The organism is Lysobacter sp. Soil_N_51 (assembly GCF_057655755.1).
The window spans coordinates 332,927-355,746 of record NZ_JBDGLR010000009.1; the positions used below are offsets into that span (position 1 = coordinate 332,927).

Below are 22,820 nucleotides of genomic sequence, written 5' to 3' on the forward strand. Positions count from 1 at the left end.
TCCGGAAAATCATCCTTCTTGTGACGATCACTATACGCCAATAGATTGCGGGGCAAGCAAAAACGCCTGCGATTGCAGGGGTTTTCGCCTTACCCCTTTCTTCTGGCGAACCGTCCATGAATATCCTGCATATCGATTCGAGCATCCTCGAAGACCAATCCGTCAGCCGCAAACTGTCGGCGGCGATCGTGGCCAAGCTCACCGCGCTGGAGCCTGGCGCGAGCGTGGTGTATCGCGATCTCAACCGCGCCCCGCTGCCGCAACTGTCCACCGCCAACGCGGCGGCGCTGGATCCGGCCACGCCGAGCGAAACCGACGAAGTTCGCGCGCTTCAACTGGCGGTGTCGCAGGTGCTGGATGCCGACACTCTCGTGATCGGCGCGCCGATGTACAACTTCAGCGTGCCGGCGCCGCTCAAATCCTGGCTGGACGCACTGGCTGTCCCGGGCAAGACCTTCAGTTACGAAACCGGCGTGCCGCAGGGCCTGCTTGGCGCGAAGCGCGTGATCATCGCTTCCAGCCGCGGCGGCATTTATTCGTCCGAATCGCCGATGGCGGCGTTGGAACACCACGAAAGCTACCTGCGCGCGTTCTTCGGTTTCCTCGGCGTGACCCGTCTGGAATTCGTGCGCGCCGAGGGCATGAAGATGGGCGTCGAACAAGCCGAGAGCGCCGTCGCTGGCGCGCTGGAGCAAGTCGCGCAGTTGCGCGCCGCGTAAGCCAGACGCGATGGCGAGCCGTTCCGGACCATGACGGTCCGGAACCGCCGCGTCATGCCGGTGGCATTCGAGCGATACGCTGAGTGGCCGCTGCGTCGCTGGCGCATCGGCGGCATCGTGCCGCGCATCGCGGTCGTCTGCGGTAACGATTCAGCGCGCGCTGCGCGCCGATCATCCATCCGCGACCAGCGCTACGAGTTCCCGTCAGCCCGTATCCGCCATCGGCCATGAAACTCGCGGTCGTGCCTATGTTGGCCCGGGACCGGGCGGCCGCTAACGCTGCCGCTTGAATTGCGCGCCGCGCTCGAGACGACGCGAAGCGGCTGATTCCGCCAGCGGCCGCGCGGGCACCGAAGGGAATGCTCGTACCGATAGGCACCGGTTTTTCGCTTCAACGGCGCCCAGCGCAGGCCACGCTGGGCCGGCGCAGGTTCAATCGGCGTGAGCGCAGCATTACTAAAAATTCAGGTGACGCAGGCGCGCGGTTTGCGGACCATTCGGCGATCCGCTCGATGTCATCGGCCGCGATGCCCGGGCGTTGACGTCGCGGTGAGCATCCACTTCGCGGACCGCGACCGAGCCATCGCGGGAACCGCTCCTTCGAGCGCCACACCGAGGAACCGGCCATGCAGCAGCCCCCCGAGCAACGCAATCAACTCGACGAGCAGACCTGCCGGATGATCTGTCCGATCTCCGCGGCGATGGTCGGCGTATGCCTGACCGGCATCGGCCTGTTGCGCGTGGTGGCCGCGGTCGAACGCACCACGACCCTGGCCGACGACCTGCTGGCGCTCGATGCGATCCTGTTCCTGGTCGCGACCCTGGTGTCTTATTTCGCCTTGCGCGTGCCCATGCGCCTGCACCGGCTGGAACGCATCGCCGACGCCGCCTTCATCGCCTCGATGACCTTGTTGACCGCGGTCTGTTTCTTCATCACCTACAGCGTCCAGACTTAGCGCGAATGCGGGCCACGGCGCACGAGGCTTGCGCTGGGCGCCTTGGTCGTCCGACCCGATCACGAACGCCCTCAACTGCGCCATCTTTCCGTCGCGGAAACGCCAGACGTCGCACTGCGTACTGCGCGCCAACCGTCCATGCGCATCCTTGTCAGCCTGGGGCATGCAACGATTCGGGTCGGTTAAGTTGCGCGCGGCCTGAAGACACGCCGCAGAGCAAGCTTGGCTGGCAAATTCCAGGCATGAGCGGCGCCATCGGCGCCGATCTGCCGCGAGCATTCGGACGTCGTCGAGGTCCGCGTCGACGAGGCGAGCTGGAATTACTTTCGACCCGGCGCGGCCTTGGCGCGGGCCGTTTTCTTGCTGGCGGCCTTCTTGCGTGTCTTGTTCGTCGTCTTCGCCGCGCCGTGCTGTTCCAGCAGCGCCGCGACCTGCGCCTTGCTCAAGCCGCGAATCAGGGCGATCTTGTCGAGAAATTCCTGACGCGGGCGCGTGTCGGTGTGTTCCCAGTTGTACACCGCCTGCGCACTCGCGCCGATCAGAGGGGCGAAGGCATCGCGGGACAGGTCCAGCCGCTCGCGCAATTTGCGCAGCAGCGCGCCGGAATAGCGCGATTGCCTGCCGGCCGAGCCCGAATCGGTTTTGGCCTGCGCGGCCTTCGGCGTGCTCTTGGCCAACTTCGCGATATCGCGTTGCAGCCCCGCCACTTCCTGCTTGAGCGCCGAGATCGCCTTGCGCTGCGCCAGCACCTGGGCCCGCAGCGGATCGATGTGTTGCCGAAGTTCCTTGCGCGCCAATCGCGCGATCTCTTCTTTCAGGACAGTAGCGATATTCGGCATGCGGCTTCCTCATGTTTAAGCGTTCAGGGTAAACGATCGCGCCGGCAGCGGCCAATCGCGGCGCCCGCTCCGAGGCCCGCGCGAACGCGACATCCCTGCCGGGCAGATGGCGGAGTCATCGCCGATCGACGCGGTTGCGCGGCTCGAATTGTTGCATCTGCGCCGTTGGAAGCTGACTTATTCAGCTTCTTTTTTTACTTCGCTAGGCAGTGCCCGGCGTGGATGTTCATATACGCCACCTCGTCACTTCGGCGTTCAAAGGGGGCCATGAAGGCGCACGTCCGCATTACCCAGTTCAACCCTGTTGTTCTTGTGTGCGACTCCGGCGCCCTGGGACTGCCGCCCCTGGTCGGCAAGGTCCCGATCCAGGCGACCGATACCTGCATCGCGATTCGCAATGCCACGGCGAACGGCTTGGTGACCCGACTCATCGTCAGCGATGAGTTCGTGGCCCGGCCCGGCGAACTCGTCTGCACGCGCCGGATCTCGACGCCGAGCGGCGTCCTGGTCGTCACCTCCGTGCTGCTGGAAACGTTCGCGTCCGTGCTGACGCGGCGCGGCGATTGCGTCGTCCGCGTCTACACCAACGATCCCCTGGTTCCGGATCGGGTAGTGGTCGTCGTCGGCGAACATTCGGGGCTTTAGCCAAGCCGCGGGAGCGATGCAACGATTCGGCATCGCGCCCCGTTGTCGCGCGGTCCGCGCCGGCTCGTCACACAAGCGGGTCCGCGGCACAGCCCCCCGCGGTGGGCGTGGTCTGGACTCAGACGGCCGCCGTCACCGTCTGATCCGGCGGAACGCCAATCGGATGAGTACCAACACAGCCGGCCCATTGCCTGGCCGGCTGCGTCGCGTTGCGGCGATGCGCATTGAAAATCGGAGTGCGGGTACACTTTTGCTCACTCGGCCGAAAGCGCCAGGTTCAGAACACGATCTGTCGACTTGCTCAGACCGACGCCCTTTTCGTGGCTCGGCTCGGAGGGCATCGATCGGTTCGCTTACCGCCAACTGCTTCCCGCGCGGGACGATAAGGTCGTGGGCTCCGGATGCGGGGCACCCAATGGATCGGATTCGGAAACGATGAGCAAGCTGCTGTGCGAATGCGGACATGTCATATCGGACACTACCGATGACCTGCCTTATAAGGGCGAACTCGTAGCCGATGGCGACCATGAGCGGGTCTGGGGCGCGCTGCCGGAATTGCAGGGAACTGCGGATCGGCGGTACGACGCCGTTACGGCAATCCGCATGACGCATTGCCGCGATCTGTATGAATGCACCTCATGCGGGCGTCTGTGGATCGAGCGCTTGCCGGGCACGAGAACCTTCGTGTCCTATTCGTCCGACTCCGGGAGGGTTGAAAACATTCTCGCCCCCACCGGCGGTCGCGCTACCTAGCCTGTCCATCATGGGATGGCGCCGGCTCACTTAGCCAGGCGCCGCCTCGTCCGACTCGATGTCGCCTATGACGCCGAGTCAGCGACCGCTATGCCGTGTCGCGCGCGAGTTCTTCCTGGATCAACCCGCCCTGACGGTCGAGCCAGCGCGCGACCCATCCCGCGGCCGCCGCGGTCGTTCGAAACGGTCGGTCGATATGGTTGGCGCGCGCCTTGTGGCGTCGGATGGTGGCGATGCAGTTGTCGCCGTCGCCGCCGATGGAGGCCAGCCATACCGCCGGCGCGGCGTCGGGTACGGCGACCAGATGCTTGGTGGGCGCCGCGCCCTGCACTTCCCAATGAAAGCCCATCGGCAACGGCGCATGTTGACTGCTGACAGTGTCCATGCCGGCACGCTAGTCGCGCGGTGTCTCACAAGATGCGACGCTGTCGCGCCGCGAGGTTCGATAACGAAGGCACGACCTACACCGAAAAGGAATGGGACGCCCGCTGGCGCCCCATCCTCGGGTCATCTTTACGCGCGAAGGCTTACTTGGCCTTGACGATTTCGAAGCCGCTCACATCGACGCCGAGATTGAAGCCGCGACCGGTGCCGTTGACCGCCAGCGAGACTTCGCCCTTGGTCATGGCCAATCCCTCGGCGCTCTTGACCACGCCCGCGTTCGCGCCGGCGGTGGCATAGGTGCCGTAGATCTCGTCGAGGTTCTTGAGTTTGGTGAACTCGCCCTTGCCGTTGTCGATGCTGTACTTGCCCGCGGTCAATCCGGCGCCGCGGATGTGGATGCGCACGTCGGCGCTCTGGCCGTTGTCGCAGCTGACGTGTCCGGTGCCGTCGATGTGCTTGTAGATGACGGCCCAGCCCGAAGTGTTGAAGGTCATGTGGCATTTGGTCTCGGCGCTGGCCGCGCGCGCGGGCTGCAGAGCGGTGGCTCCGGCCATGGCGACGGCGAGAACGGCCAAACCAGCGATACGCGTAATCATGTCGTTTCTCCTGGATGAAGTTGCGAAGGCCCGCGATCTCGGCGTTGCTCGTGGCCTTCGGGATCGCCGCTCAAAATTGAGGCGCTCGACGTTAGCGCGGCGCGAAGTGTTGGCGCGTTAAGTTCAAGAACGGTCGAATGGCGGACATCGCGTTAGCGAAAATTCAGCTCGGCCCTCATCACCCATTCACGGCCGCATCGAGACTGCGATGTCGATCGACGGCGCTGCCATCACGCACCGCCAAGCGCATCGTCAAAACACGATCTTGACCGAAGCCGCGCTGCGCTCGGCTTCGCCGTGATACACCGCCTCGATGTTGTTGCCGTCGGGATCCAGCGCGAACGCCGCGTAGTAACCGGGGTGGTAAGGCCGCTCGCCCGGCGCGCCGTGATCGCGGCCACCGTGGGCCAGCGCGGCGCGATGAAACGCCTCGACCATCGCGCGGTCGCGCGCCTGGAAGGCCAGATGATGGCGCCCGGTCAATTCGCCTTGCGCGGCCTCGCTGTCGGCGGTGGACACGAACAACTCGTCGGCCCAGAAGTGATCGTCGCCACCACCGGCGATGGGCACCTGCAGCGCTGCGAACACGGCCGTGTAGAAGCGTCGACTCGCCTCGATATCGCGCACCACCAACTGGACATGATCGATCAGACGGCCGCGGTGCAATTCCTGCGTTTCCATGCTGAGCTCCTGTCGGAAGGAGCCTGTCATCCTAGGACGACGCGGTCGAGACGAGGTGATGCGCGGTCGATTCCGCCGCGGCATGCCGCGACGATTCGGGCTTAACAATTGACCCAGCACAATGCGAGCTCCGGAATATGGATGCCTCATGGCCAACTCCTTGCTTGGGAAAAAGCTGCTGATCGTCGAGGACGAAGAGCTGCTCGCGATGGCGGTCGAAGACGGCGTGCTGTACGCGGGCGCCGCCTCGGTCGAAATCGCCGGCACCGTCGGCCAGGCCCTCGACTCCCTGTCCGAGCACGCGTTCGACCTGGCGATCGTGGACGTCAGTCTGAAAGGACAGCACTCGTGGCCGGTGGCCGAAGAACTGCGACGCCGCAACGTGCCCTATCTGACCGTGACCGGTTACGGCGACATGGTCGATCACGAACTGGTCAACAAGCTGCTCACCAAGCCGTATTCGATCGACGGCTTGCTCGAAGCGCTGGCCGATCTGCAGACGGATGCGCCGCCGATCTCCAACTCCGCCGATCCCGCCAACCCGGGTCCTTGATGATGAATGCAGACGCTGACGACACCCAATCGCGCATCTCCACCGGCAACTCGGGACTCGACGACATCCTCGGCGGCGGCCTCGACGCCAACCGCATGTATCTGTACGAGGGACGGCCCGGCACCGGCAAGACCACGCTGGCCATCGAGTTCCTGCTTGAAGGCGCGCGCAACGGCGAGAAGACGCTGTACATCACCTTGTCGGAAACCGAGCGCGAACTCGCCCTGGTCGCGGCGCGGCATGGCTGGAGCCTGGACCAGATCGACGTGTTCGAACTGGTGCCGCCGGAAACCACGCTCGATCCGGGCCGCGAAATCACCGTGCTGCATCCGGTCGAGGTCGAACTGGGCGAAACCACCAAGCTGATCCTCGACCGCGTGGCCGCGCTCAATCCCAGCCGGGTGGTCATCGACAGCCTGTCCGAATTGCGGCTGCTCGCGCAAAGTTCGTTGCGCTATCGCCGCCAGGTGCTTGCGCTCAAGCATTTCTTCGCGAGCCGGCGCTGCACCGTGGTGCTGCTGGACGATATGACCTCGCAGCAGAACGATCTGCAGCTGCACTCGATTTCCCACGGCGTGGTGCTGCTGGAGCAACTGGCCATCGAGTACGGCGCCGAACGCCGGCGCGTGCGGGTGGTGAAGATGCGCGGCATCAGCTTCCGCGGCGGCTTTCACGACCTGACCATCCGCAAGGGCGGTCTGGAAATCTATCCGCGCCTGGTCGCGGCCGAGCACCACGTCAGCTTCACCGGCGACTTCACTCCCAGCGGCAACGCCGAACTGGACAAGCTGCTCGGCGGCGGCCTCGAGCGCGGCACCAACGCGCTGCTGATCGGCGCCGCCGGCGTGGGCAAATCGTCGATGGCGTTGACCTATGCCATCGCCGCGGCCGAACGCGGCGAGAAAAGCGTGTTCTTCGCCTTCGACGAAGGCCGCGGCACGGTAGAGGCGCGCGCCAAGACCTTGGGGCTGAAGTTCGGACCGGCGCTGGAATCGGGAATGATCCGCTTCCAGCAGATCGACCCGGCGGAGATGTCGCCGGGCGAGTTCGCATCGATCGTGCGCAAGAGCGTGCAGCAGGACGGCGCGCGGCTGGTCATCATCGACAGCCTCAACGGCTATTTGAACGCCATGCCCGACGGGCGTTTTCTCATCCTGCAGATGCACGAGCTGCTGAGCTTCCTGTCGCAGCAAGGCGTGTTGACCATTCTGGTGCTGGCCCAGCACGGCCTGGTCGGCCCGATGGAAACGCCGCTGGACATCAGCTACCTCAGCGATGCGGTGCTGATGCTGCGCTACTTCGAATACGGCGGCACCGTGCGCCGCGCGCTGTCGGTGGTGAAGAAACGCAGCGGCGATCACGAACACACCATCCGCGAATTCCGCCTGACCCAGAACGGAATTTCGCTTGGTCCTCCGTTGCGGGAATTCAGCGGCATCTTCTCCGGCACGCCCTCCTACACCGGCACCAGCGAACCCTTGCTGGGCGATGGCAGGGGCATGGGTGGCGGCATCGAGCACTGAGCCGACAATGCCTCAGCGCGTACTGGTGTTCGCCCCGATCGGACGCGACGCCCCCGCCACCATCGACCTGCTCGCGCGCGCGGAGATTTCCGCGACGCGTTGCCGCGACTACGCGCAATTGCTGGAGGAGATGGAGACCGGCATCGACGCCGCGTTCGTGGCCGAAGAAGCGTTGTTCGGTCAGGATCTCGACCTGCTCGCGCAATGGGTGACGCGTCAGCCCGCCTGGTCGGACCTGCCGTTCGTCGTGCTCACCAGCCGCCATGACGAACCGCGGGTCACTCGTTGGCGGCAGGAACTGGTGCGCGGCTTGCGCAATGTGGCCTTGCTCGAACGCCCGGTCCAGCCGATCACCCTGATCAGCGTGATGCAGGCGGCGCTACGTGCGCGCCTGCGCCAACACGAGGTGCGCTCGCTGCTGGCCGCGCGCGAACACGCCGCGGCCGAACTGGAATCGCTGGTCGCGCAGCGCACCGAGCAGTTGCAACAGGTGAACTCGCAATTGCGCACCGAGATGGCCGAACGCGCGCGGATCGAGGAGAGTCTGCGCCACGCGCAGAAACTCGAAGCGCTGGGCCAACTCACCGGCGGCGTGGCCCACGATTTCAATAATCTGCTGATGGTCATCACCGCCGGCCTGGACATGATGGAGCGCAATCAGGACCCGGCGCGCCGCGCGCGCATGCTGCAGGGCATGCGCCAGGCCGCGCAGCGCGGCGCCAGTCTTACCCGGCAATTGCTGGCGTTCTCGCGCAGTCACGCGTTGCGTCCGGAAACCGTGGACCTGGCGCGGCATCTGCAGGACATGAAGGAGCTGCTCGACCGCAGCCTGGGCGGCGATGTGCAGGTCGATGTCCGGCTCAAGCCCGATCTGTGGTCGGTGCAGGTCGATCCGGGCGAGCTCGAACTGGTGCTGCTCAATCTGGCCGTCAACGCCCGCGACGCGATGGCGCGCGGTGGCGTCATCACCATCGAAGGCGAGAACCTGCCGGACTGGCAAGGCCCGAACGGACGCAGGGATTTCGTCAGCCTGTGCGTGCGCGACAACGGCGCGGGCATGTCCGACGAAGTCAAATCGCATGTGTTCGAACCGTTCTTCACCACCAAGGATATCGGCAAGGGCTCTGGTCTCGGCCTCGCCCAGGTGTACGGATTCGCGCAACAGTCCGGCGGCACCACCGACATTCAATCCGAACAGGGCGTGGGCACCGCGATCACGTTGTACCTGCCTCGATCGCAGCACGACCCGGCCGACGTCGCCGCGGTCGATCCCGCCGTCGCGGCGGCGTCGATCACATCCAACGGCAGCGTGCTGATGGTGGAAGACGATGTCGAAGTCGCAGCGCTGGTGCGCGACATGCTGAGCGATATCGGCTACGACGTGATCCATGTGTCCAACCCGGACGCCGCGCTCGGCGCGCTCGCCAACGCGCGGCATCTGGACCTGGTGTTCTCCGACATCATGATGCCGGGCGGCAAGAGCGGCATCGACCTGGCCCGCGAGTTGCGCCAGCGCAGGCCGGACCTTCCGGTGTTGCTCACCAGCGGCTACATCGAACGCAATCGCGACGAGGCCGTGGCCATGGGCATACAGGTGTTGCCCAAGCCTTATGGCCTGGAAGATCTTCGGGTGGCGATCGCGGCGGTTCTGGAAAGCCCGCATTGATGCCGTGACGTGGCGGGTATCGGTGTGGCGCCTGCCCTCACCCCGGCCCTCTCCCGTAAAACGGGAGAGGGTGCAACGGCTCTGGCGAGTTGCACAGGATCTGCAGATATTCGATCTTCCCTTCTCCCGCTCGCGGGAGAAGGTGCCCGCAGGGCGGATGAGGGTGTACGCCCTTGAACGCCAACGCCAACGCCAACGCCGCGCATCGCAACGGCGCGTACCTCAGCTGTAGAACTTGCCGAGCATCACGCTCACCTGCGTGGCGCCGTTGAGCTGCACAGTCGGGCTTTGCTCACAGACATCGTCGTACGGAAATCCGTAGGCCAGCCCGTTGCGATTGGCCGCATGCATCTGCGCGGCCCAGGCATTCCAGGTGCCGCCGACGGGATAGTACGTACCGGCGGCGCTGCGGCCGATGCTGTCGTCGAACAGATAGCCGGGCACGCCGCGCGTGAACGCCGCGGCGACATTCTTGCCGACGTTCAACTGCGCGGCACTGCCGGTGGCCAGGGCGTTGTCGCATTGCCATACATCGAGCGAGCCGACCTGCACCGTCGACGGTGCGGCGCCGGTCAAGGCGAACGCGAGCGCCGGCGCCGCGGCTTTCCACTCAGCGAGCGTCGGATACTGGCCCTGATAGAAGTTCAACACGCTGGTGTCCGGATCGACCACGCCGGTGTAATACCCGGTCGCGCGATCGTTGACCACCAGCGGGGTGGTTTTCCAGTTGCCGTACCAGGTCGATATCGTCGCGTTGAAATAGTCGGTCAGCGCGCCGCTGTAGGTCGGCAGCGCGGTCAGGGTCTTCGGCGATTGCGCGCGCAGCGTGGCGACATTGGCCGGATACGCGGCCGCCGCCGCGGGGTTCGCCGCGATCAGGCTCGGCGCGCCGACGAACGGACCGGGCAGGTTCTGGATGTTCGCCAGCAAGGTATCGCGCGCGATGCCGAGCACGCCTTGCAGGCTGCCGCCGGGCGCGCCGTCCAGGCTCAGGCCGAAGCCGAACTGATCGACCTGGGTGGTGTTGCCGTTGAAGTTGCCTTCGCTGTCGTAGGAAAACTCCACCCAGTCGAACAGGCACTGGCTGCCGGGCCCCGGATACGGCACCGGCGCGGCATAGCCCGCGGCCTGCGGCGTGAACGGCAAGCGCGGCACGCCGACCGAAATATAGATGCGACCGCTGAAGGCGCTGGTGCCGGTGCCCAGCCCGGGCACCGTGCTGGTGTTGATCTGCGACAGGTCCAGTTGCGTCGCCGGCGCGGTGCGCGACAGCGGGATCGAGTAATCGGCCCACACGGTCGGATAGTTCGACGCCAGCGCGGCGATCGCGGCGGCGTCGAGCGCACCCGAGCCAGGAAAGCTGCCGGCGGCCTGGGTGTTGTCGGCCTGCGACATCGCATGCGGCACGCCGGACGCGTCGAGGCGGTAATACACGCCCGCGACCAGTCCGACGATGTAGGCATACACCGCGACATCGGCGGCGAGGTCGGTCTGGGTGGCGTCGAGGGTGAGCGGCACTGCGGTCATGGACGATTCCTCGGTGGCGAGTAGACGCGGTTATCGAACGCGAAGCCGCGTCGCGACCGGACAGGCGGCCGTGGTATCGAGGCGAGGCATCGGAGGGAAACGCGGCAAGCGCCGGGTTGTGAATCCATGTCAATCCGCGACGTGAGGTCTTATCGGCTGGACATGAAGTACTTTCCGCCGGATCAAAGTCGAAATCGGCGGCGCGACCGCGGCCGGGATCGACTGCCTGGGCGGCCGGACATGGCTGCCGCCGATGAAATTTTCAGTGCGCTTCGACATTCCAAGGCAAGGCATTGCCGGGTTCTTCAAGTCGACCGACTTCGCATGCGACGGCCTGTCGAAGGCACTCGATCCGGTTGCCAGCGACAGACAGGTTTTGCGAGCCCTGACCGGCCGTCGGGTATCGACGTTCACCGCATCCAGAACAAATGCCAGTCGCTGTTGCACCGACGGTCTGTGGATGGTGCGCAGCAGGTATTCATCCTCGGCATACGCGTCCACCGTGGGCTCGAACGGCGCACGACGCCAGCGATCGCGGGCGTAGCTGTCCGGCCTTGGTCGTCCGCGCAGACCGCGCGGCGCGGCGACGAGGACAGCTTGTCCTGCTATCTCGCCCGCATCGCGTCGATGGGCGGCTAGACCTTTCTAAGACAATCGGTCGCCAGCTTCGCGATCTGCCAGAACACCGACGCATCGCCGACCGCCCGCGCGGACAGCATCGCGCCGTGGATCGACGCCATGAACATGGACGCCTCGGCCGACGGACTGTCGGTCAATCGCATCGCGCCCTGCGCCTGCCCTTCCTCGATGCTGGACGCGATCCAGGCATGCAGGTCGGTGAAGTGCGCTTTGACTTCATCCGCGACTTCGGCCGGAATCGACGGCAATTCCGCTGCCAGCAGCGCGCAGATGCAGATCGGCGGATTCGAGGCCTGGATGCATTCCGCCCAGAACCGGCTGTAGGCGACGAGGCGCCCGAGCGGGTCGATGTCGAGCAGACTCAGCGATTGCAGGCCATTGCGGGTCGCCTCGCGATGAAGCACGACCGTTGCCTTGACCAGATCCGCCTTGGTGGGGAAATGATGGTGAATGCTGGCTTTTCTTACCTCGACCAGCTCGGCGATGTCGGCGTAGCTGAAGCCGTTGTACCCGCCCTTGGCCAGCAGCTCATTCGTTCGTTGAATGATCTCCTGGGCCTTCGGCGAATACGGCGCTTGCGGCTGCGATCTGGACGTCGGCATCAACGCTCTGCCTTGAGTTAAACGGATTTTCGCCGGCGCAGCGCGCGGATCTGCAACGCAACGCCGACGATCAGCGCCAAGAATAGAGCGCCCTGCACACCGAGCAACAGCGGATCCTTCAGATCGGTCACCAGCGGCTTGCCGACAGGCAGTCTGCGCAGGCTTTCGCTTACCGTCGGGATCATCAGCAGGAACACGCTGAGGCTGAGCGAAACCGTCTCGACGTACGGGCCGAATCGCCGCGCCACGGACCATCGCGAGATGCCGTAACCCACCAGCAGCGCCACCAGCGTGACGGTCGCGATGATCGAGCTAATGGGCTGATGCGCGATCGGATACACCGTCAGCACGCCCAACAGCATGAACCAGAAATAGGCGCGCCCGGCCCGGCTCTCGGGAACGATCCGCCCGTGCTTGACCAACATATAGACGGCGAGCGGGATGGCGGGGAGGCTTCCCAGAGTGTGGAGCCAGCCGATAGGAGAGATGCCCATGGAGTTGTATCAACGGAAGGAGCGGCAAATCTACCTACCAATAGGTAGGCTGTCAATCGACCCGGCGATAATCGGGTTATCCCGGCTTTAAGGCAGGCAGGCTGGCGTGTCCGGCCCGGGCTTCGCTCTCACGGCCGGCTTGCGCGGCGTTCGTCGCCGATCCGCATCCGGCGCGTCCACGCCCTGCGCCGGTTCGGCAGCGGAGCTTTGAGACGGGATGCGGAAGCGATTCAAACTCGTGGCGCAAGCCACGAGTGTCGGCCGTAACGCAGAAGTGGCCGTCCGCTCAAAGTTGAGCGCTGTGCGGGGCGTCCGATGGTTCCAGCGAAAGCGAGCGCGATCCGACTTCGGGATCGGCCGCGCGCCGATTCAAGGTTCGACAATGGTGGCCGCGGATAACGACGCGAGCACCGTCCACCCAAGATTCGCGTAGAGGTTGCGACCGTCTTGCGTCGCGACCAGAAGCTGCGCAGTCGCAAGCGATTTCCTCGACGCGCCCAGAGCGCTCATGACCGCGGCGCCCAAGCCTTTGCGCCGATGCGGCTGCGCGGTTTCGATTCGATCGTAAATGAAGACCTCGGCCGTTTCCGCCGCGCATCCGTTCGCGGCCACATCGCCATCGGGCGCGATGACGCAGGCGCGGGTGACGGCGCCAGCACGATGCACCTGCATCGCATAACCGTCCGGCACAGACGCCGCGCCAAGGCTCGCCGCCGACGCGACCATGAAATAGTTCGCGGGCTGAATCTCCCAGCGCACCGGCAACGCGCTTCGCAACTCCTCGTCGGAGCCGCACAGCTTCAGGTAATGCCGCGGCGCCGTGATGGCGTGCGCGATCTCACGCAAGCCATCGCATGGCTGGGGAAACACCCAGCGCTTCACTTCCTTCTCCGACTGCGTGTCCACTCGGAAGCCGCCGCGATCGAGCACCGGCGGCGGGGAGTTCCGGGCGATGGAATGCGCGGCTTGCCAGGCAAATATCAGTTCGGGATCGACGCGGGGTACCGTCATGGCGGGTCGTATGGGGAGTGCGGATGGAGAGGCGTTCTGCAACGACTGCGGATCGCGTTTCATGTCGACCTGTGACCGCGACGCCTGCGTGACTGTCGACTGGAACATCGCCTTGTCTCAGTTGTTGAGACGCCATCTATGAAGCAGCGCAGAAGATGAATTGCCAAGGGCGTGGCTCACTATTCGACCGGCCTTAGTTGAATGGAACCTTCCATGCGGTTGATCCTGCTCGCCTCGTGATCTCCGGCAACAAGCCGATTAGCCGTCGAGACATAACGGCGATGGGAATCTACACGGATAGGTTGAATCACGGCACCATGATCTGCCCAGTTAGCCGTATCTGCGAAATGGCAGCCATGGGCGGCAAGCAGGTATCGACGGCGGAGCTGCAGCCGCCGATCAGAAACGACTACTCAATAAGTCAGATCAAGCCGCGCGATGAACGGCATGGACTTGAATGATTGATTAGATACCAGCGACCAAGTCTGATCCGATATAGCCGTTCGCGAACGCCCACTGCGGATCGTCGTACTTCGCCATCGCGGTGGTCATCGGCCGATAGCCCAGGCGCGCGTAGAAATCCTCTTTCCCGCGCACCGACTGCAGCATGACGTTGCGCGCGCCCGATGCGGAAGCGAGCGCCTCGACCATCATTTTTCCCAGGCCCTTGCCCTGGCAATCCGGGTCGACGACCACGTCGAAGATGATTGTCCAGCTGACTTTGTCGGTGAGCGCGCGGCCGGCGGCCACCAGCCGATCGCCGTCGTAGGCGAACAACGCGATCTGGCTGTTGCGGAAGACCTGTTCGAGCGCGGCGGCGCTGCGTGCGCCGAGGGGCGCACGGACGAACAGATCTTCAAGGCCGGTCCAGTCGACCGACTCGATCGATTGGGAGATCGAAATAGCCAATAGCGGCTCCATCACGGATTGGATCGGGTCGCCTCGCGGCGAGGCGATGACGGTGATGCGTATTGTCGCAGACACGAATCCGGCGATGCTGATTGGTTCAGGCATCGATCGGCGCCGGATTCATGGAGGGAGAACGGCAATCGTCGAGGCGGGTTTGCCTGGATGATCGAAGCCAAATCGAAACGATGTCGGCTTTCGTGAGGCCGGTCGCCTTTCGTGGGGCCTGCATGGTGCGCCGCGTAATGCAAACGCGCGGTGGAAGCATCACCTTCGCATGGTCGGCGACGAGTCGACGACATCGAAGGAGAGATGCATGAACAACAAGAAGCTGGGTCTGGCGGCGCTCATGTTGGTTGCCGTCGCGAGCGGACCGATATCCGCGAAGGGAGGCTATCTGCCGGCTCCTGGCGAAGTACGCACCTATTATCAGAACGGGGTCGAGGTCGGCCGAGCCGTCCACAACCCATGCACCGGCCAAATCAGCATCCAGGGCACGGTAACGCCCGATTACATCGGCTCGTTCACGGTCAGCTGCTGATGCAGACACGGCGGGTGAGGCCAGGCTCGCGCGCGTATCGCCAGCACGCCTTCTCGCCTGGCTGTTGCGCTGCTGCACGCCGGCAAGGCGTGTAGCAGCGCAACCTCATTGAGGCCGGACAGAGCCAAGACGGCGCCAGCGAACCTGCGTTCCGACGCCGGACTCGACTTCGACGACACGCTCGGCTACCGCTTCGATTTCTCTGTCGTCGCAGCCGCATCGAGCGCGTAGTCGACCAGATACAAGCCCATTTCGGCCGCGCCATCGCGTCGGGTGGAAACGGTAAAGCGTCCACGCTGCGACCAATCCAGCATCGGGCCATAGGTATCGTGTTCGCGATTGTTCACCGTGTCGGGCAAGCGCTCGCCGGCATCGTAACGGCCGTTGCGCACGCGGCTGACGAACAGATCGGCGCGATCCTTGCTGAAGTCCTTGGCGCGGCCGAACACCACGGTGGCGCCGTCGGCGAGAAAGGTCGGATCGAATTCGTGGCCCGCGGTATTGAGCAGGCCCGGAAGAGGTTGCGCGACGCCGAAGCCGGCATCGCCGCGCTTGGCCACGTACAGATCCTGGCCGCCGGCGCCGCCGCTGCGATCGCTGGAAAACAGCAGCCGACTCCCGTCGGGCGACAGCATCGGCGCGAACTCTTTGCCTACGCTGTTGACCGCGGCGCCGAGATGCTCGACCGCGCCGAAGCCCTGCGCGGTCACCGCCACCCGATAGAGATCGTCGTCGCCCACGCCGCCGGGCCGATTGGAACTGAAGTACACGTAGCGGCCGTCGGCCGAGAAGGCTGGATCGAAATCGCGGTCGGGGCTGTTGAACGGCACCGGCGTCGAGTCGGTCCATCGCGCGCGCTCGCGTCGCGACATCCAGATGTCGTAGCTGCCCGCGCCACCCGGCCGGTTGCGGCTGAACCACAACGCGGTGTTGCCGTCCGGGCTCAGGGTCAGGCGGATCCTGGCGAACTGGGCCGGCGCGACGCCCGGCGCGAACGGCGTCGCCTCGCCGAGGATTCGCACGCCGCCGGCATGCGATCGCGCGCCGTCGGCCGCCGCGCAATCCCAGATCGAAGTGGCCGCCATCAACGCGATGACGAACGCGGAACAATGCGGCAAGTACGAACGTGGCATGGCCGGTCTCCTAGTCGATACGCTCAAAGGTGCTGATCCAGTTGGTTTCCCAGGTCGCGCCGCCATCCGCGGAGGCCGCCTGTTCCCAGCGCGCCGAGCGCGCGGTGATCTGCGACCACACCACCCGGGTGAGAATGGCCTTGCCGTCGTGCGTGTCCTCGCCCAGCAAGGTGCCGACGCCGTCGACGAAACGCCCGCGCAGCGGCGCGCCGATACGCGTGGGATCGCGTCCGTCGAGCCACCAGCTCAGCCATTGCCGGCTGGCGGGATCGTACTGGCGCAGGCCGATGCCGCGCACGTCGCCGCCCGGAAACCGCATCAGGTTGTCGCCGACATTGCCGTGGCCGCCCAGCACCGGCCAGTTCACCAGCGTGCCGTCGAAAACGTCCCAATCGTCGCTGCCCGTCAGGCGCTTGCGCAGCCGCCGATGTTGCACCTGCCAGCGGCCGACCAGAAACGCCCAGTCGTCCGGCGCATCCGCGAGCGGCGGCAACGGCCTGGGCGTCGCGTCGGTGCGGGTGAACCAGTTGCGCCAGTTGACCTCCCAGGTCGCGCCGTCGTCCGCGGAAAACGCCTGCTCCCACCGCGGACGCCGGCCGTGGATCGCGCGCCAGGTGAAGCGCATCACGATCGGCTTGCCGCGCAGCGTGTCGCGGCCGGAAAAGCGGCCGCTGTCGCCGTCGAGCTTGCCGCGCACCGGCGGATCGATGTGGCCGGGCTTGCGTCCGTCCAGCCACCAGATCGCCCACGTGTCGCTCGCCGCATCGAAGGCGCGGATGCCCAGGCCGCGGTACGGATCGCCGGGCAGGTCGACGAGGTTGTCGTCGATGGTGCCCAGCCCGCCCAGGGTCGACCAGACCGCGCTGTTGCCGCCGAAGTCCTGCCAGTCGTCGCTGCCGGCCAGGCGCTCGCGCAGGCGGCGGTGGCGCACGTCCCAACTGCCGATCAGCCAGTCCCAATCGTGCGCGCGGCTTGCAGGTCGGTGCGCGGGATCGATCGGGGTCCGGGCCAGCACGGCTGACAGCGGCCACGCGGCCGCCACCGCTGCGCTCCATAGATACCAGCGCAGGAAATCACGTCGCAGCATGTTCGCAGTCCCGATAGGCGGTAGCCGATGGTTACAAACCGCCGCGCCGGTTGACCATCCGATTGCGAGCCCGCAGGCTAAGCCACGCTTATGGTCGACACCCCTCGCATGCCGTCCCTGATCGCGATCCGCGCCTTCGAAGCGGCGGCGCGCCTGGGCAGTTTCGCCAAGGCCGCGCAGGAGCTCGACACCACCGCAGCGTCGGTCAGCTATCACGTACGCCGGCTCGAAGACCAAGTCGGCGTGCGGCTGTTCGCGCGTCACCCGCAACGGGTGAGCTTGACCGCGCCGGGCGAGGTCATGGCCGCGGAGGCGACCAAGGCCTTCGCCGCATTGCGCGCCAGCTTCATCCGCGTGGTCGAGACCGATCGCTCGCAACTGAGCTTGACCGCGCTGCCGAGCTTCGGCACCAGTTGGCTGACGCCGCGGCTGGGACGCTTCCGCGCGCGTCATCCGGACATCTCGTTGGAGCTGGATCTGTCGGCCGAGGCGCAGGACCTCAGCGCGGGCAAGTTCGACGCCGCCATCCGCAACGGTCACGGCCAATGGCCGGGGCTGCACACCACCGAACTGTTTCCGAGCGTGTTCATGCCGCTGTGCGCGCCGGCTTTGCGCGCGGCCGCGGCCGCCATCGCCGATCCGCGCGAACCGTTGCGCGTGCCATTGCTGGGCCGGCCCGATTGGTGGCAGCTGTGGTATCAGGCGCGCGGCTTTGCGAACGTCGATCTGCACGGTCGGTTCGGCACCCATCTTTCCGCCGAATATCTCGACATCGCCGCCGCCATCGCCGGCCACGGTATCGCGATCGGCTCGCCGATCCTGTTCCATCACGCGCTGCAATCCGGCGAACTCGTCCCCGCCCACGACTTCGTCGCCAGCGACGGCCGCGCGTTCTGGTTCACCTGCCCGGCCGGTCGCCAGCACAGCGCGAAGATCGTCAAATTTCGAGAGTGGGTCGGCGATGAGGCGGCGGCGGCGCGGCATGCGGCGCGGCATTTTCTGGCCGCGTTGCATCGTTGATGCGCGCGTTGCCAACACCGTCGCCGGCGATGACGTAGCCGCCAGATCGCCTTCGATGCATGCGCTCCTGATGCATGCAGCGCGCCCTGCCCCGCCCGGCTTCGGTTTGAGAACCTCCGCCAGCGCCCTATAATCGCCGCTCGCAGCGGGCGACACGCCGCGCGACCACCGCACCCTCAAGCCGACGCCAGAGGAATTCATCCCTTTCTGGAAGCGCTTGTCATGCCGGTTTGTATTGCTCCGCGGTTGTCCCATCCCCTGCCCGCGTCCCGGCCGGACGGCCTGGGTTTGACCCGGCTTACTCTGTGTCGCGCGCTTGCGGTCGGCCTGTTGGGATGGGGCGGCATCGGCGGTGCCGGCGCGCAGACGAAGCCCGATAGCGAACCATCGCCGCAAACTTCGCGCGATCCGCAGACCCTGGAAACCGTCGAAGTCACCGCCAACCAGCTCGGCACCGTCACCGAAGGCAGCGGCGCTTACACGCCCGGCACCATCGCCACCGCCACGCGCCTGGTGCTGACGCCGCGGCAGACCCCGCAGTCGATCAGCGTGATCACCCGCCAGGAAATGGACGACTTCGGCCTGACCGGGATCGACGATGTCATGCGCGTCACTCCGGGCCTGAGCATCGTCACCTACGACAGCGAGCGCACCGAGTACTACGCGCGCGGCTTCGCGGTGCAGAACTTCCAGTACGACGGCATCCCGATGCAGCGCGATTCGGCCTACTCGGCCGGCAACACGCTCAGCGACATGGCGATCTACGACCGGGTCGAAGTGCTCAAGGGCGCGACCGGGCTGCTGACCGGCATGGGCGATCCCGGCGCGACCATCAACCTGATCCGCAAGAAGCCTTCGCGCGACGTCGTGCACGGCAGCGCCACGCTCGGCGCTGGTTCCTGGGACGACTACCGCGCCGAGATCGACGTCGGCGGCCCGCTGAGCGACGACGGGCGCGTGCGCGGACGCGCGGTGGCCGCGTTCCAGGACGGACACACGCACAGCGATCATTACCAGCGCAGCACCCAGGTGTTGTACGGCATCGTCGAAGCCGACCTGGGCGAATCCACGTTGCTGACCGTCGGCGCCGACGCGCAGGACAGCGATCCTAAGGGTTCCAGCTGGGGCGGCATTCCGCTGCTCGACAGCAACGGCGACTTCAACCACAAGCCGCGCTCGTTCAACAACGGCGCGCGCTGGAGCCATTGGCGCCAATACACGCGCACCGGTTTCGCGACCTTGGAGCATCGGTTCGGCGACGGCTGGATCGCCAAGCTGCAACTCAACCACCAGGTCAACGGCTACGACGCCGCGCTCGGCGCCGCCGCGTCCGGCAATCCCGATCCGGTCACCGGCGCGGGCGTCGGCCTGTGGCTGGGCCAGTACATCGGCAAGACCGTCAGCAACGCCGCCGACGTGTACCTCAGCGGCCGCTTCGGCTGGTTCGGCCGCGAGCACGAACTGGTCGTCGGCGGCAGCCTGTCGCGCAAGCGCTGGACCAACACCGGTTACTTCGCGCCGGCCGACTATCCGACCGACGTGCCCGATTACCGCGCATGGAACGGCGATATCCCCGAGCCGGCCTGGCAACGCGGCTTCGGCGACAACGTCGTGACCCGTGAGAACGGCGCCTACATCGTCGGCCGTTTCGATCTGGCCGACCCGCTCAAGCTGATCGTCGGCAGCCGCATCGCCAGCTACAAATCGCTCGACATCGACAAGAGCGGCGTGGTGGTTCCGTACGCCGGCGTGGTCTACGACTTGAACCGGAATTTCTCCGCGTTCGCCAGCTACAGCACCATCTTCAAACCGCAGGCTTATCAGGACGAACGCGGCCGCGTCCTGGATCCGCTGGAAGGACAGAACTACGAAGTCGGGCTGAAGGGCGAGTTCTATGATGGCCGCCTCAACGCCAGCGCGGCGGTGTTCCAGCTTGATCAGGACAACTACCCCGATCCGACCGGCGGACGCACGCCGTCGGGCGGCATCGCCTACCGCGCGCTGCCCGGCGTGCGCACCAAGGGCTACGAGTTCGAGATCTCGGGCCAGTTGCTGCCGGGTTGGCAGATCCAGGCCGGTTACGCGCACAAACTCGCGCGACAGGCCGGCGCCAAGGTGTCGACCCTGGAGCCGGAAGACCAATTCAGCATCCACACCAGCTATCGTCTGCGCGGCGGCCTCGAAGGTTGGACCGTCGGCGGCGGCGCGCGCTGGCAAAACCAGACCTTCGGCCCGATCCCGCACCCGCTGCTGGGCACGGTCGAACATCGCACGCAACCGTACTGGCTGCTCGACCTGATGACCCGCTACGAGATCAACGACAAATTGTCGGCGACGCTCAACGTCAGCAACCTGCTCGACAAGCGCTATTACACGATCTTCAGCTACTACAGCACCTACACCTGGGGCGAGCCGCGTAATGTCCGCGTGGCGCTGACCTATCGGTTCTGACGAAGTTCGCGGCGAAAGCTATCGAAGATCATCGCGAAGCGGTCGGAACTTTCCCGCAACCCCGTCACTCCGACTTGTACCAGGCCCCTGCCGCTGCAACCGCGGCAGATCGGCTGAACACAGCAGGAGCCAAGGATGTGAGCGAGCGAACGACCACCAAACGGATCTGGTTTACCGCATCGGGCATAAGCCGCGACGGTTCGGTGAAACATTTTGCGGTGTCGCGCAAGGCAGGCGCGATCTACATCCGCGACTTCAGCGGCAAGGAGCATCGCTGCAACCTGCCCACTCCCAGCATCGCCGCGGTGCGGCGCCTGATCGCCTCGCTGTTCAACGTGAAAATCAGCGGCGTGGTGATGCAGCCGGCGTAGAGCCTGCGCCGGGCCTGCGTTCGTGAACACCGCGCGCTTGCGCTTGCGGCGCGCATCGATCCTGGGCGCCCATACCAAAGCGCCCCATCCGGGTGGATGAGGCGCGTGCGTCGGTTACCGCGGTGGCGAGCGGCTATCGCTCATCAGGGAATGATGCAGCCGCAATTGCGATAGCAGTGGTAGTACGTGACATCCGTATAGCATTCGTCGCCGCCGCCGTTGGCGAGGCACTGATTGATCGCGTTGGTCTGGCAGCGCGAGAAACAGCTGGAATTGCAGGCCGCGAACGCGGTGGTGGCGAAGCTCAGGCCGAACACGAAAGCGCACAGCGTCATCAGTTTGGTGGTGCGGATCATGCGTCTCTCTCCTTGAGGCCCAGGATCGGGCGCAGGCAGCCTAGCATCGGTGCTGCGTCGCGCAAGAAAGCGATTGCACACCTGCGTCGCAAAAAAAACGGTTCCGTGTTCGCACTAATGCGACCGAACCGTCTCGTCGACGATCATGGCGGCGACACGATCGATCAACCGCGCCGGCCCGCCATCAAAACCCGGAACCACCAGCTACATCGGCATGGGACTACCGCGACGGCATGCGGATCACTCTTCGCCCAGCAGTCGAAGGTCCACTCACCGCGCGCCGCCACCGGCCCTGTCGCCGTTCAATCCGCGGCGTCGATGGTCTCCGGCAACGTCATGCCCGGCGTCCAGCCGCTTTTTTCCAGGAACGCCTTGGGATCGTCGAGTTCGATGATCTGCTTGAGCGCGGCCTTGCGATCCTTCGCCTGCAGGTAGTACGCCTTGACGATGCGATAGCCGACCCAGTAGCCCATGTCGTAAGGTTCGTCCGAACCGATGCGGTAGTCGTAGAACCACGCGGTCAGATCGGTGCCGTCCATGGCGCGTACGAACGCGGATTCGATCTCGAGTTCCTTACCGCGCGTCCACCCCGCATGCTTCGCGTTGGCGACTTTGCCGGAAATCAGTTCGCCGATGAATTCGGCGGCGCCTTCGGCCAGTGCGAGCCGCAGCACGGTGGCGTTCGGATCGCCCTTCTCGAACTCGGTAACCATCGTCTGCTGGATGTGGGCGTACTCGTGCGCGATGACGTGGACGAAACGGTCTTCCACGTCCGGGTTCATGAAGTCCGCGGCGCACAGGGCTTCCAGGCCGATGGTGACGCCGGCCGGGTTGGTGATGCCCACCGGCCGGCCGCGGCCGACCACGATCGCGACCGGCGGGAATCGCGCCTGCGGGTACAAGGCCGCGAGCCGGTCGAACGATACGACGAGGCGTTTTTTAACCGCCGGCAGCGCCGCGAGGCAGTCCTTGGCTTTCGCGTACATGGCCGGATCGCTGGCCAGACGATCGGCGATGCGCTGCGCGGTGACGCGGCGGAGCTTGGCGAATTCATGCAGGCTCTGGGTGCCCCCGGCAAGGTAGTCCTGCTCGATCTGCTGCACGCTCGGCTTGCCGCCGGTGGCGTCGTACAGCGCGTAGAAGCGCGTGACATCGTCGATGCGGATGTCCGGACCTCGCACCTTGCCTGCGTGGGCGGCGGCGGACGCCGCAAGCGCGGCGAGGAAAATCGTCAGACGCAACAGTGTCGGCATGGTGTCGAACCTGGAGTGGATTGGATGGCGGCGCATGGGTCGCGACACCGTGGAAACTGACGGCCCGGCTGCATCACGCGATGCCGGCATGAGGATTTCGTTTTTGACTTGCAC

At 65.4% G+C, this 22,820-nt stretch carries 26 protein-coding genes; 12 read left to right on the forward strand and 14 right to left on the reverse strand.

Annotated features, from left to right (window positions below; genetic code table 11):
* Positions 1-116: 116 nt before the first annotated feature.
* Together AC3A4T_RS19235 and AC3A4T_RS19240 are read left to right on the forward strand one after the other, a co-directional pair.
* Positions 117-719 carry an FMN-dependent NADH-azoreductase gene (locus AC3A4T_RS19235; protein ID WP_487676833.1) on the forward strand — a complete coding sequence of 201 codons (603 nt, stop codon included), beginning with the start codon at positions 117-119 and terminating at the stop codon, positions 717-719.
* Between the two features lie 626 nt (positions 720-1,345).
* Positions 1,346-1,675, forward strand: a complete 330-nt coding sequence (locus AC3A4T_RS19240) for a hypothetical protein (protein ID WP_487676834.1) — start codon at positions 1,346-1,348, stop codon at positions 1,673-1,675.
* Between the two features lie 320 nt (positions 1,676-1,995).
* On the opposite strand, the gene AC3A4T_RS19245 is transcribed toward AC3A4T_RS19240, so the two are convergent.
* On the reverse strand, positions 1,996-2,514 hold the full coding sequence (locus AC3A4T_RS19245) for a helix-turn-helix domain-containing protein (protein ID WP_487676835.1): 519 nt from the start codon (positions 2,512-2,514) through the stop codon (positions 1,996-1,998).
* A gap of 267 nt (positions 2,515-2,781) precedes the next feature.
* On the opposite strand from AC3A4T_RS19245, the gene AC3A4T_RS19250 reads away from it, so the two are divergent.
* Together AC3A4T_RS19250 and AC3A4T_RS19255 are read left to right on the forward strand one after the other, a co-directional pair.
* Positions 2,782-3,159 (forward strand): hypothetical protein, encoded by a 378-nt coding sequence (locus tag AC3A4T_RS19250; protein ID WP_487676836.1) that lies wholly within the window; start codon positions 2,782-2,784, stop codon positions 3,157-3,159.
* A gap of 435 nt (positions 3,160-3,594) precedes the next feature.
* Positions 3,595-3,912: a hypothetical protein gene (locus AC3A4T_RS19255; RefSeq protein ID WP_487676837.1), complete on the forward strand. Its 318-nt coding sequence runs from the start codon at positions 3,595-3,597 to the stop codon at positions 3,910-3,912.
* 88 nt (positions 3,913-4,000) lie between these two features.
* Here the strand turns inward: AC3A4T_RS19255 and AC3A4T_RS19260 are convergent, their stop codons facing one another.
* The 3 genes from AC3A4T_RS19260 to AC3A4T_RS19270 form a co-directional block, all read right to left on the reverse strand.
* On the reverse strand, positions 4,001-4,297 hold the full coding sequence (locus AC3A4T_RS19260; protein ID WP_487676838.1) for a hypothetical protein: 297 nt from the start codon (positions 4,295-4,297) through the stop codon (positions 4,001-4,003).
* 142 nt (positions 4,298-4,439) lie between these two features.
* Positions 4,440-4,892, reverse strand: coding sequence for a hypothetical protein (locus tag AC3A4T_RS19265; protein ID WP_487676839.1), 453 nt, complete (start codon positions 4,890-4,892; stop codon positions 4,440-4,442).
* A gap of 252 nt (positions 4,893-5,144) precedes the next feature.
* A complete protein-coding gene (locus AC3A4T_RS19270) occupies positions 5,145-5,573 on the reverse strand; it encodes a VOC family protein (RefSeq protein ID WP_487676840.1) in 429 nt (142 codons plus the stop codon).
* 148 nt (positions 5,574-5,721) lie between these two features.
* Between AC3A4T_RS19270 and AC3A4T_RS19275 the strand changes: the two genes are divergently transcribed.
* The 3 genes from AC3A4T_RS19275 to AC3A4T_RS19285 are packed head-to-tail and all read left to right on the forward strand — an operon-like array spanning position 5,722 to position 9,315.
* The gene (locus AC3A4T_RS19275) at positions 5,722-6,126 is read left to right on the forward strand and encodes a response regulator (RefSeq protein ID WP_487676841.1); all 405 of its coding nucleotides are present in this window, start codon (positions 5,722-5,724) and stop codon (positions 6,124-6,126) included.
* Between the two features lie 2 nt (positions 6,127-6,128).
* Positions 6,129-7,649, forward strand: coding sequence for an ATPase domain-containing protein (locus tag AC3A4T_RS19280; RefSeq protein WP_487676842.1), 1,521 nt, complete (start codon positions 6,129-6,131; stop codon positions 7,647-7,649).
* Positions 7,650-7,656: 7 nt separating this feature from the next.
* Positions 7,657-9,315: an ATP-binding protein gene (locus AC3A4T_RS19285; RefSeq protein WP_487676843.1), complete on the forward strand. Its 1,659-nt coding sequence runs from the start codon at positions 7,657-7,659 to the stop codon at positions 9,313-9,315.
* A 222-nt stretch (positions 9,316-9,537) separates the two neighbouring features.
* Here AC3A4T_RS19285 and AC3A4T_RS19290 read toward each other — a convergent pair whose 3' ends face one another.
* The 5 genes from AC3A4T_RS19290 to AC3A4T_RS19310 form a co-directional block, all read right to left on the reverse strand.
* Positions 9,538-10,842: a beta-1,3-glucanase family protein gene (locus AC3A4T_RS19290; RefSeq protein WP_487676844.1), complete on the reverse strand. Its 1,305-nt coding sequence runs from the start codon at positions 10,840-10,842 to the stop codon at positions 9,538-9,540.
* Positions 10,843-10,971: 129 nt separating this feature from the next.
* Positions 10,972-11,343: a hypothetical protein gene (locus AC3A4T_RS19295; protein ID WP_487676845.1), complete on the reverse strand. Its 372-nt coding sequence runs from the start codon at positions 11,341-11,343 to the stop codon at positions 10,972-10,974.
* 134 nt (positions 11,344-11,477) lie between these two features.
* Positions 11,478-12,083, reverse strand: a complete 606-nt coding sequence (locus AC3A4T_RS19300; RefSeq protein ID WP_487676846.1) for a TetR/AcrR family transcriptional regulator — start codon at positions 12,081-12,083, stop codon at positions 11,478-11,480.
* 17 nt (positions 12,084-12,100) lie between these two features.
* A complete protein-coding gene (locus AC3A4T_RS19305) occupies positions 12,101-12,577 on the reverse strand; it encodes a hypothetical protein (RefSeq protein ID WP_487676847.1) in 477 nt (158 codons plus the stop codon).
* A gap of 369 nt (positions 12,578-12,946) precedes the next feature.
* Positions 12,947-13,696 carry a GNAT family N-acetyltransferase gene (locus AC3A4T_RS19310; RefSeq protein ID WP_487676848.1) on the reverse strand — a complete coding sequence of 250 codons (750 nt, stop codon included), beginning with the start codon at positions 13,694-13,696 and terminating at the stop codon, positions 12,947-12,949.
* Positions 13,697-13,785: 89 nt separating this feature from the next.
* Between AC3A4T_RS19310 and AC3A4T_RS19315 the strand changes: the two genes are divergently transcribed.
* Positions 13,786-14,049: a hypothetical protein gene (locus tag AC3A4T_RS19315; protein ID WP_487676849.1), complete on the forward strand. Its 264-nt coding sequence runs from the start codon at positions 13,786-13,788 to the stop codon at positions 14,047-14,049.
* Between the two features lie 4 nt (positions 14,050-14,053).
* On the opposite strand, the gene AC3A4T_RS19320 is transcribed toward AC3A4T_RS19315, so the two are convergent.
* On the reverse strand, positions 14,054-14,497 hold the full coding sequence (locus tag AC3A4T_RS19320; RefSeq protein ID WP_487676850.1) for a GNAT family N-acetyltransferase: 444 nt from the start codon (positions 14,495-14,497) through the stop codon (positions 14,054-14,056).
* A gap of 313 nt (positions 14,498-14,810) precedes the next feature.
* Here AC3A4T_RS19320 and AC3A4T_RS19325 point away from each other — a divergent pair, with 313 nt between their 5' ends.
* Complete coding sequence (locus AC3A4T_RS19325) at positions 14,811-15,035, forward strand: hypothetical protein (RefSeq protein ID WP_487676851.1); 225 nt, start codon at positions 14,811-14,813, stop codon at positions 15,033-15,035.
* 185 nt (positions 15,036-15,220) lie between these two features.
* Here AC3A4T_RS19325 and AC3A4T_RS19330 read toward each other — a convergent pair whose 3' ends face one another.
* Entirely contained in the window at positions 15,221-16,168 is a 948-nt protein-coding gene (locus AC3A4T_RS19330) for a TolB family protein (RefSeq protein WP_487676852.1), read from the reverse strand.
* A gap of 10 nt (positions 16,169-16,178) precedes the next feature.
* Positions 16,179-17,255, reverse strand: coding sequence for a hypothetical protein (locus tag AC3A4T_RS19335; RefSeq protein ID WP_487676853.1), 1,077 nt, complete (start codon positions 17,253-17,255; stop codon positions 16,179-16,181).
* A 108-nt stretch (positions 17,256-17,363) separates the two neighbouring features.
* On the opposite strand from AC3A4T_RS19335, the gene AC3A4T_RS19340 reads away from it, so the two are divergent.
* From AC3A4T_RS19340 to AC3A4T_RS19350, 3 genes are all read left to right on the forward strand, one after another.
* Entirely contained in the window at positions 17,364-18,275 is a 912-nt protein-coding gene (locus tag AC3A4T_RS19340; protein ID WP_487676854.1) for a LysR substrate-binding domain-containing protein, read from the forward strand.
* 222 nt (positions 18,276-18,497) lie between these two features.
* Positions 18,498-20,726 carry a TonB-dependent siderophore receptor gene (locus tag AC3A4T_RS19345; RefSeq protein WP_487676855.1) on the forward strand — a complete coding sequence of 743 codons (2,229 nt, stop codon included), beginning with the start codon at positions 18,498-18,500 and terminating at the stop codon, positions 20,724-20,726.
* Between the two features lie 74 nt (positions 20,727-20,800).
* Positions 20,801-21,097, forward strand: a complete 297-nt coding sequence (locus tag AC3A4T_RS19350) for a hypothetical protein (protein WP_487676856.1) — start codon at positions 20,801-20,803, stop codon at positions 21,095-21,097.
* Between the two features lie 143 nt (positions 21,098-21,240).
* Here AC3A4T_RS19350 and AC3A4T_RS19355 read toward each other — a convergent pair whose 3' ends face one another.
* Together AC3A4T_RS19355 and AC3A4T_RS19360 are read right to left on the reverse strand one after the other, a co-directional pair.
* Entirely contained in the window at positions 21,241-21,453 is a 213-nt protein-coding gene (locus tag AC3A4T_RS19355) for a hypothetical protein (RefSeq protein ID WP_487676857.1), read from the reverse strand.
* Positions 21,454-21,755: 302 nt separating this feature from the next.
* The gene (locus tag AC3A4T_RS19360; protein WP_487676858.1) at positions 21,756-22,706 is read right to left on the reverse strand and encodes a gliding motility protein GldB-related protein; all 951 of its coding nucleotides are present in this window, start codon (positions 22,704-22,706) and stop codon (positions 21,756-21,758) included.
* Positions 22,707-22,820: the final 114 nt, after the last annotated feature.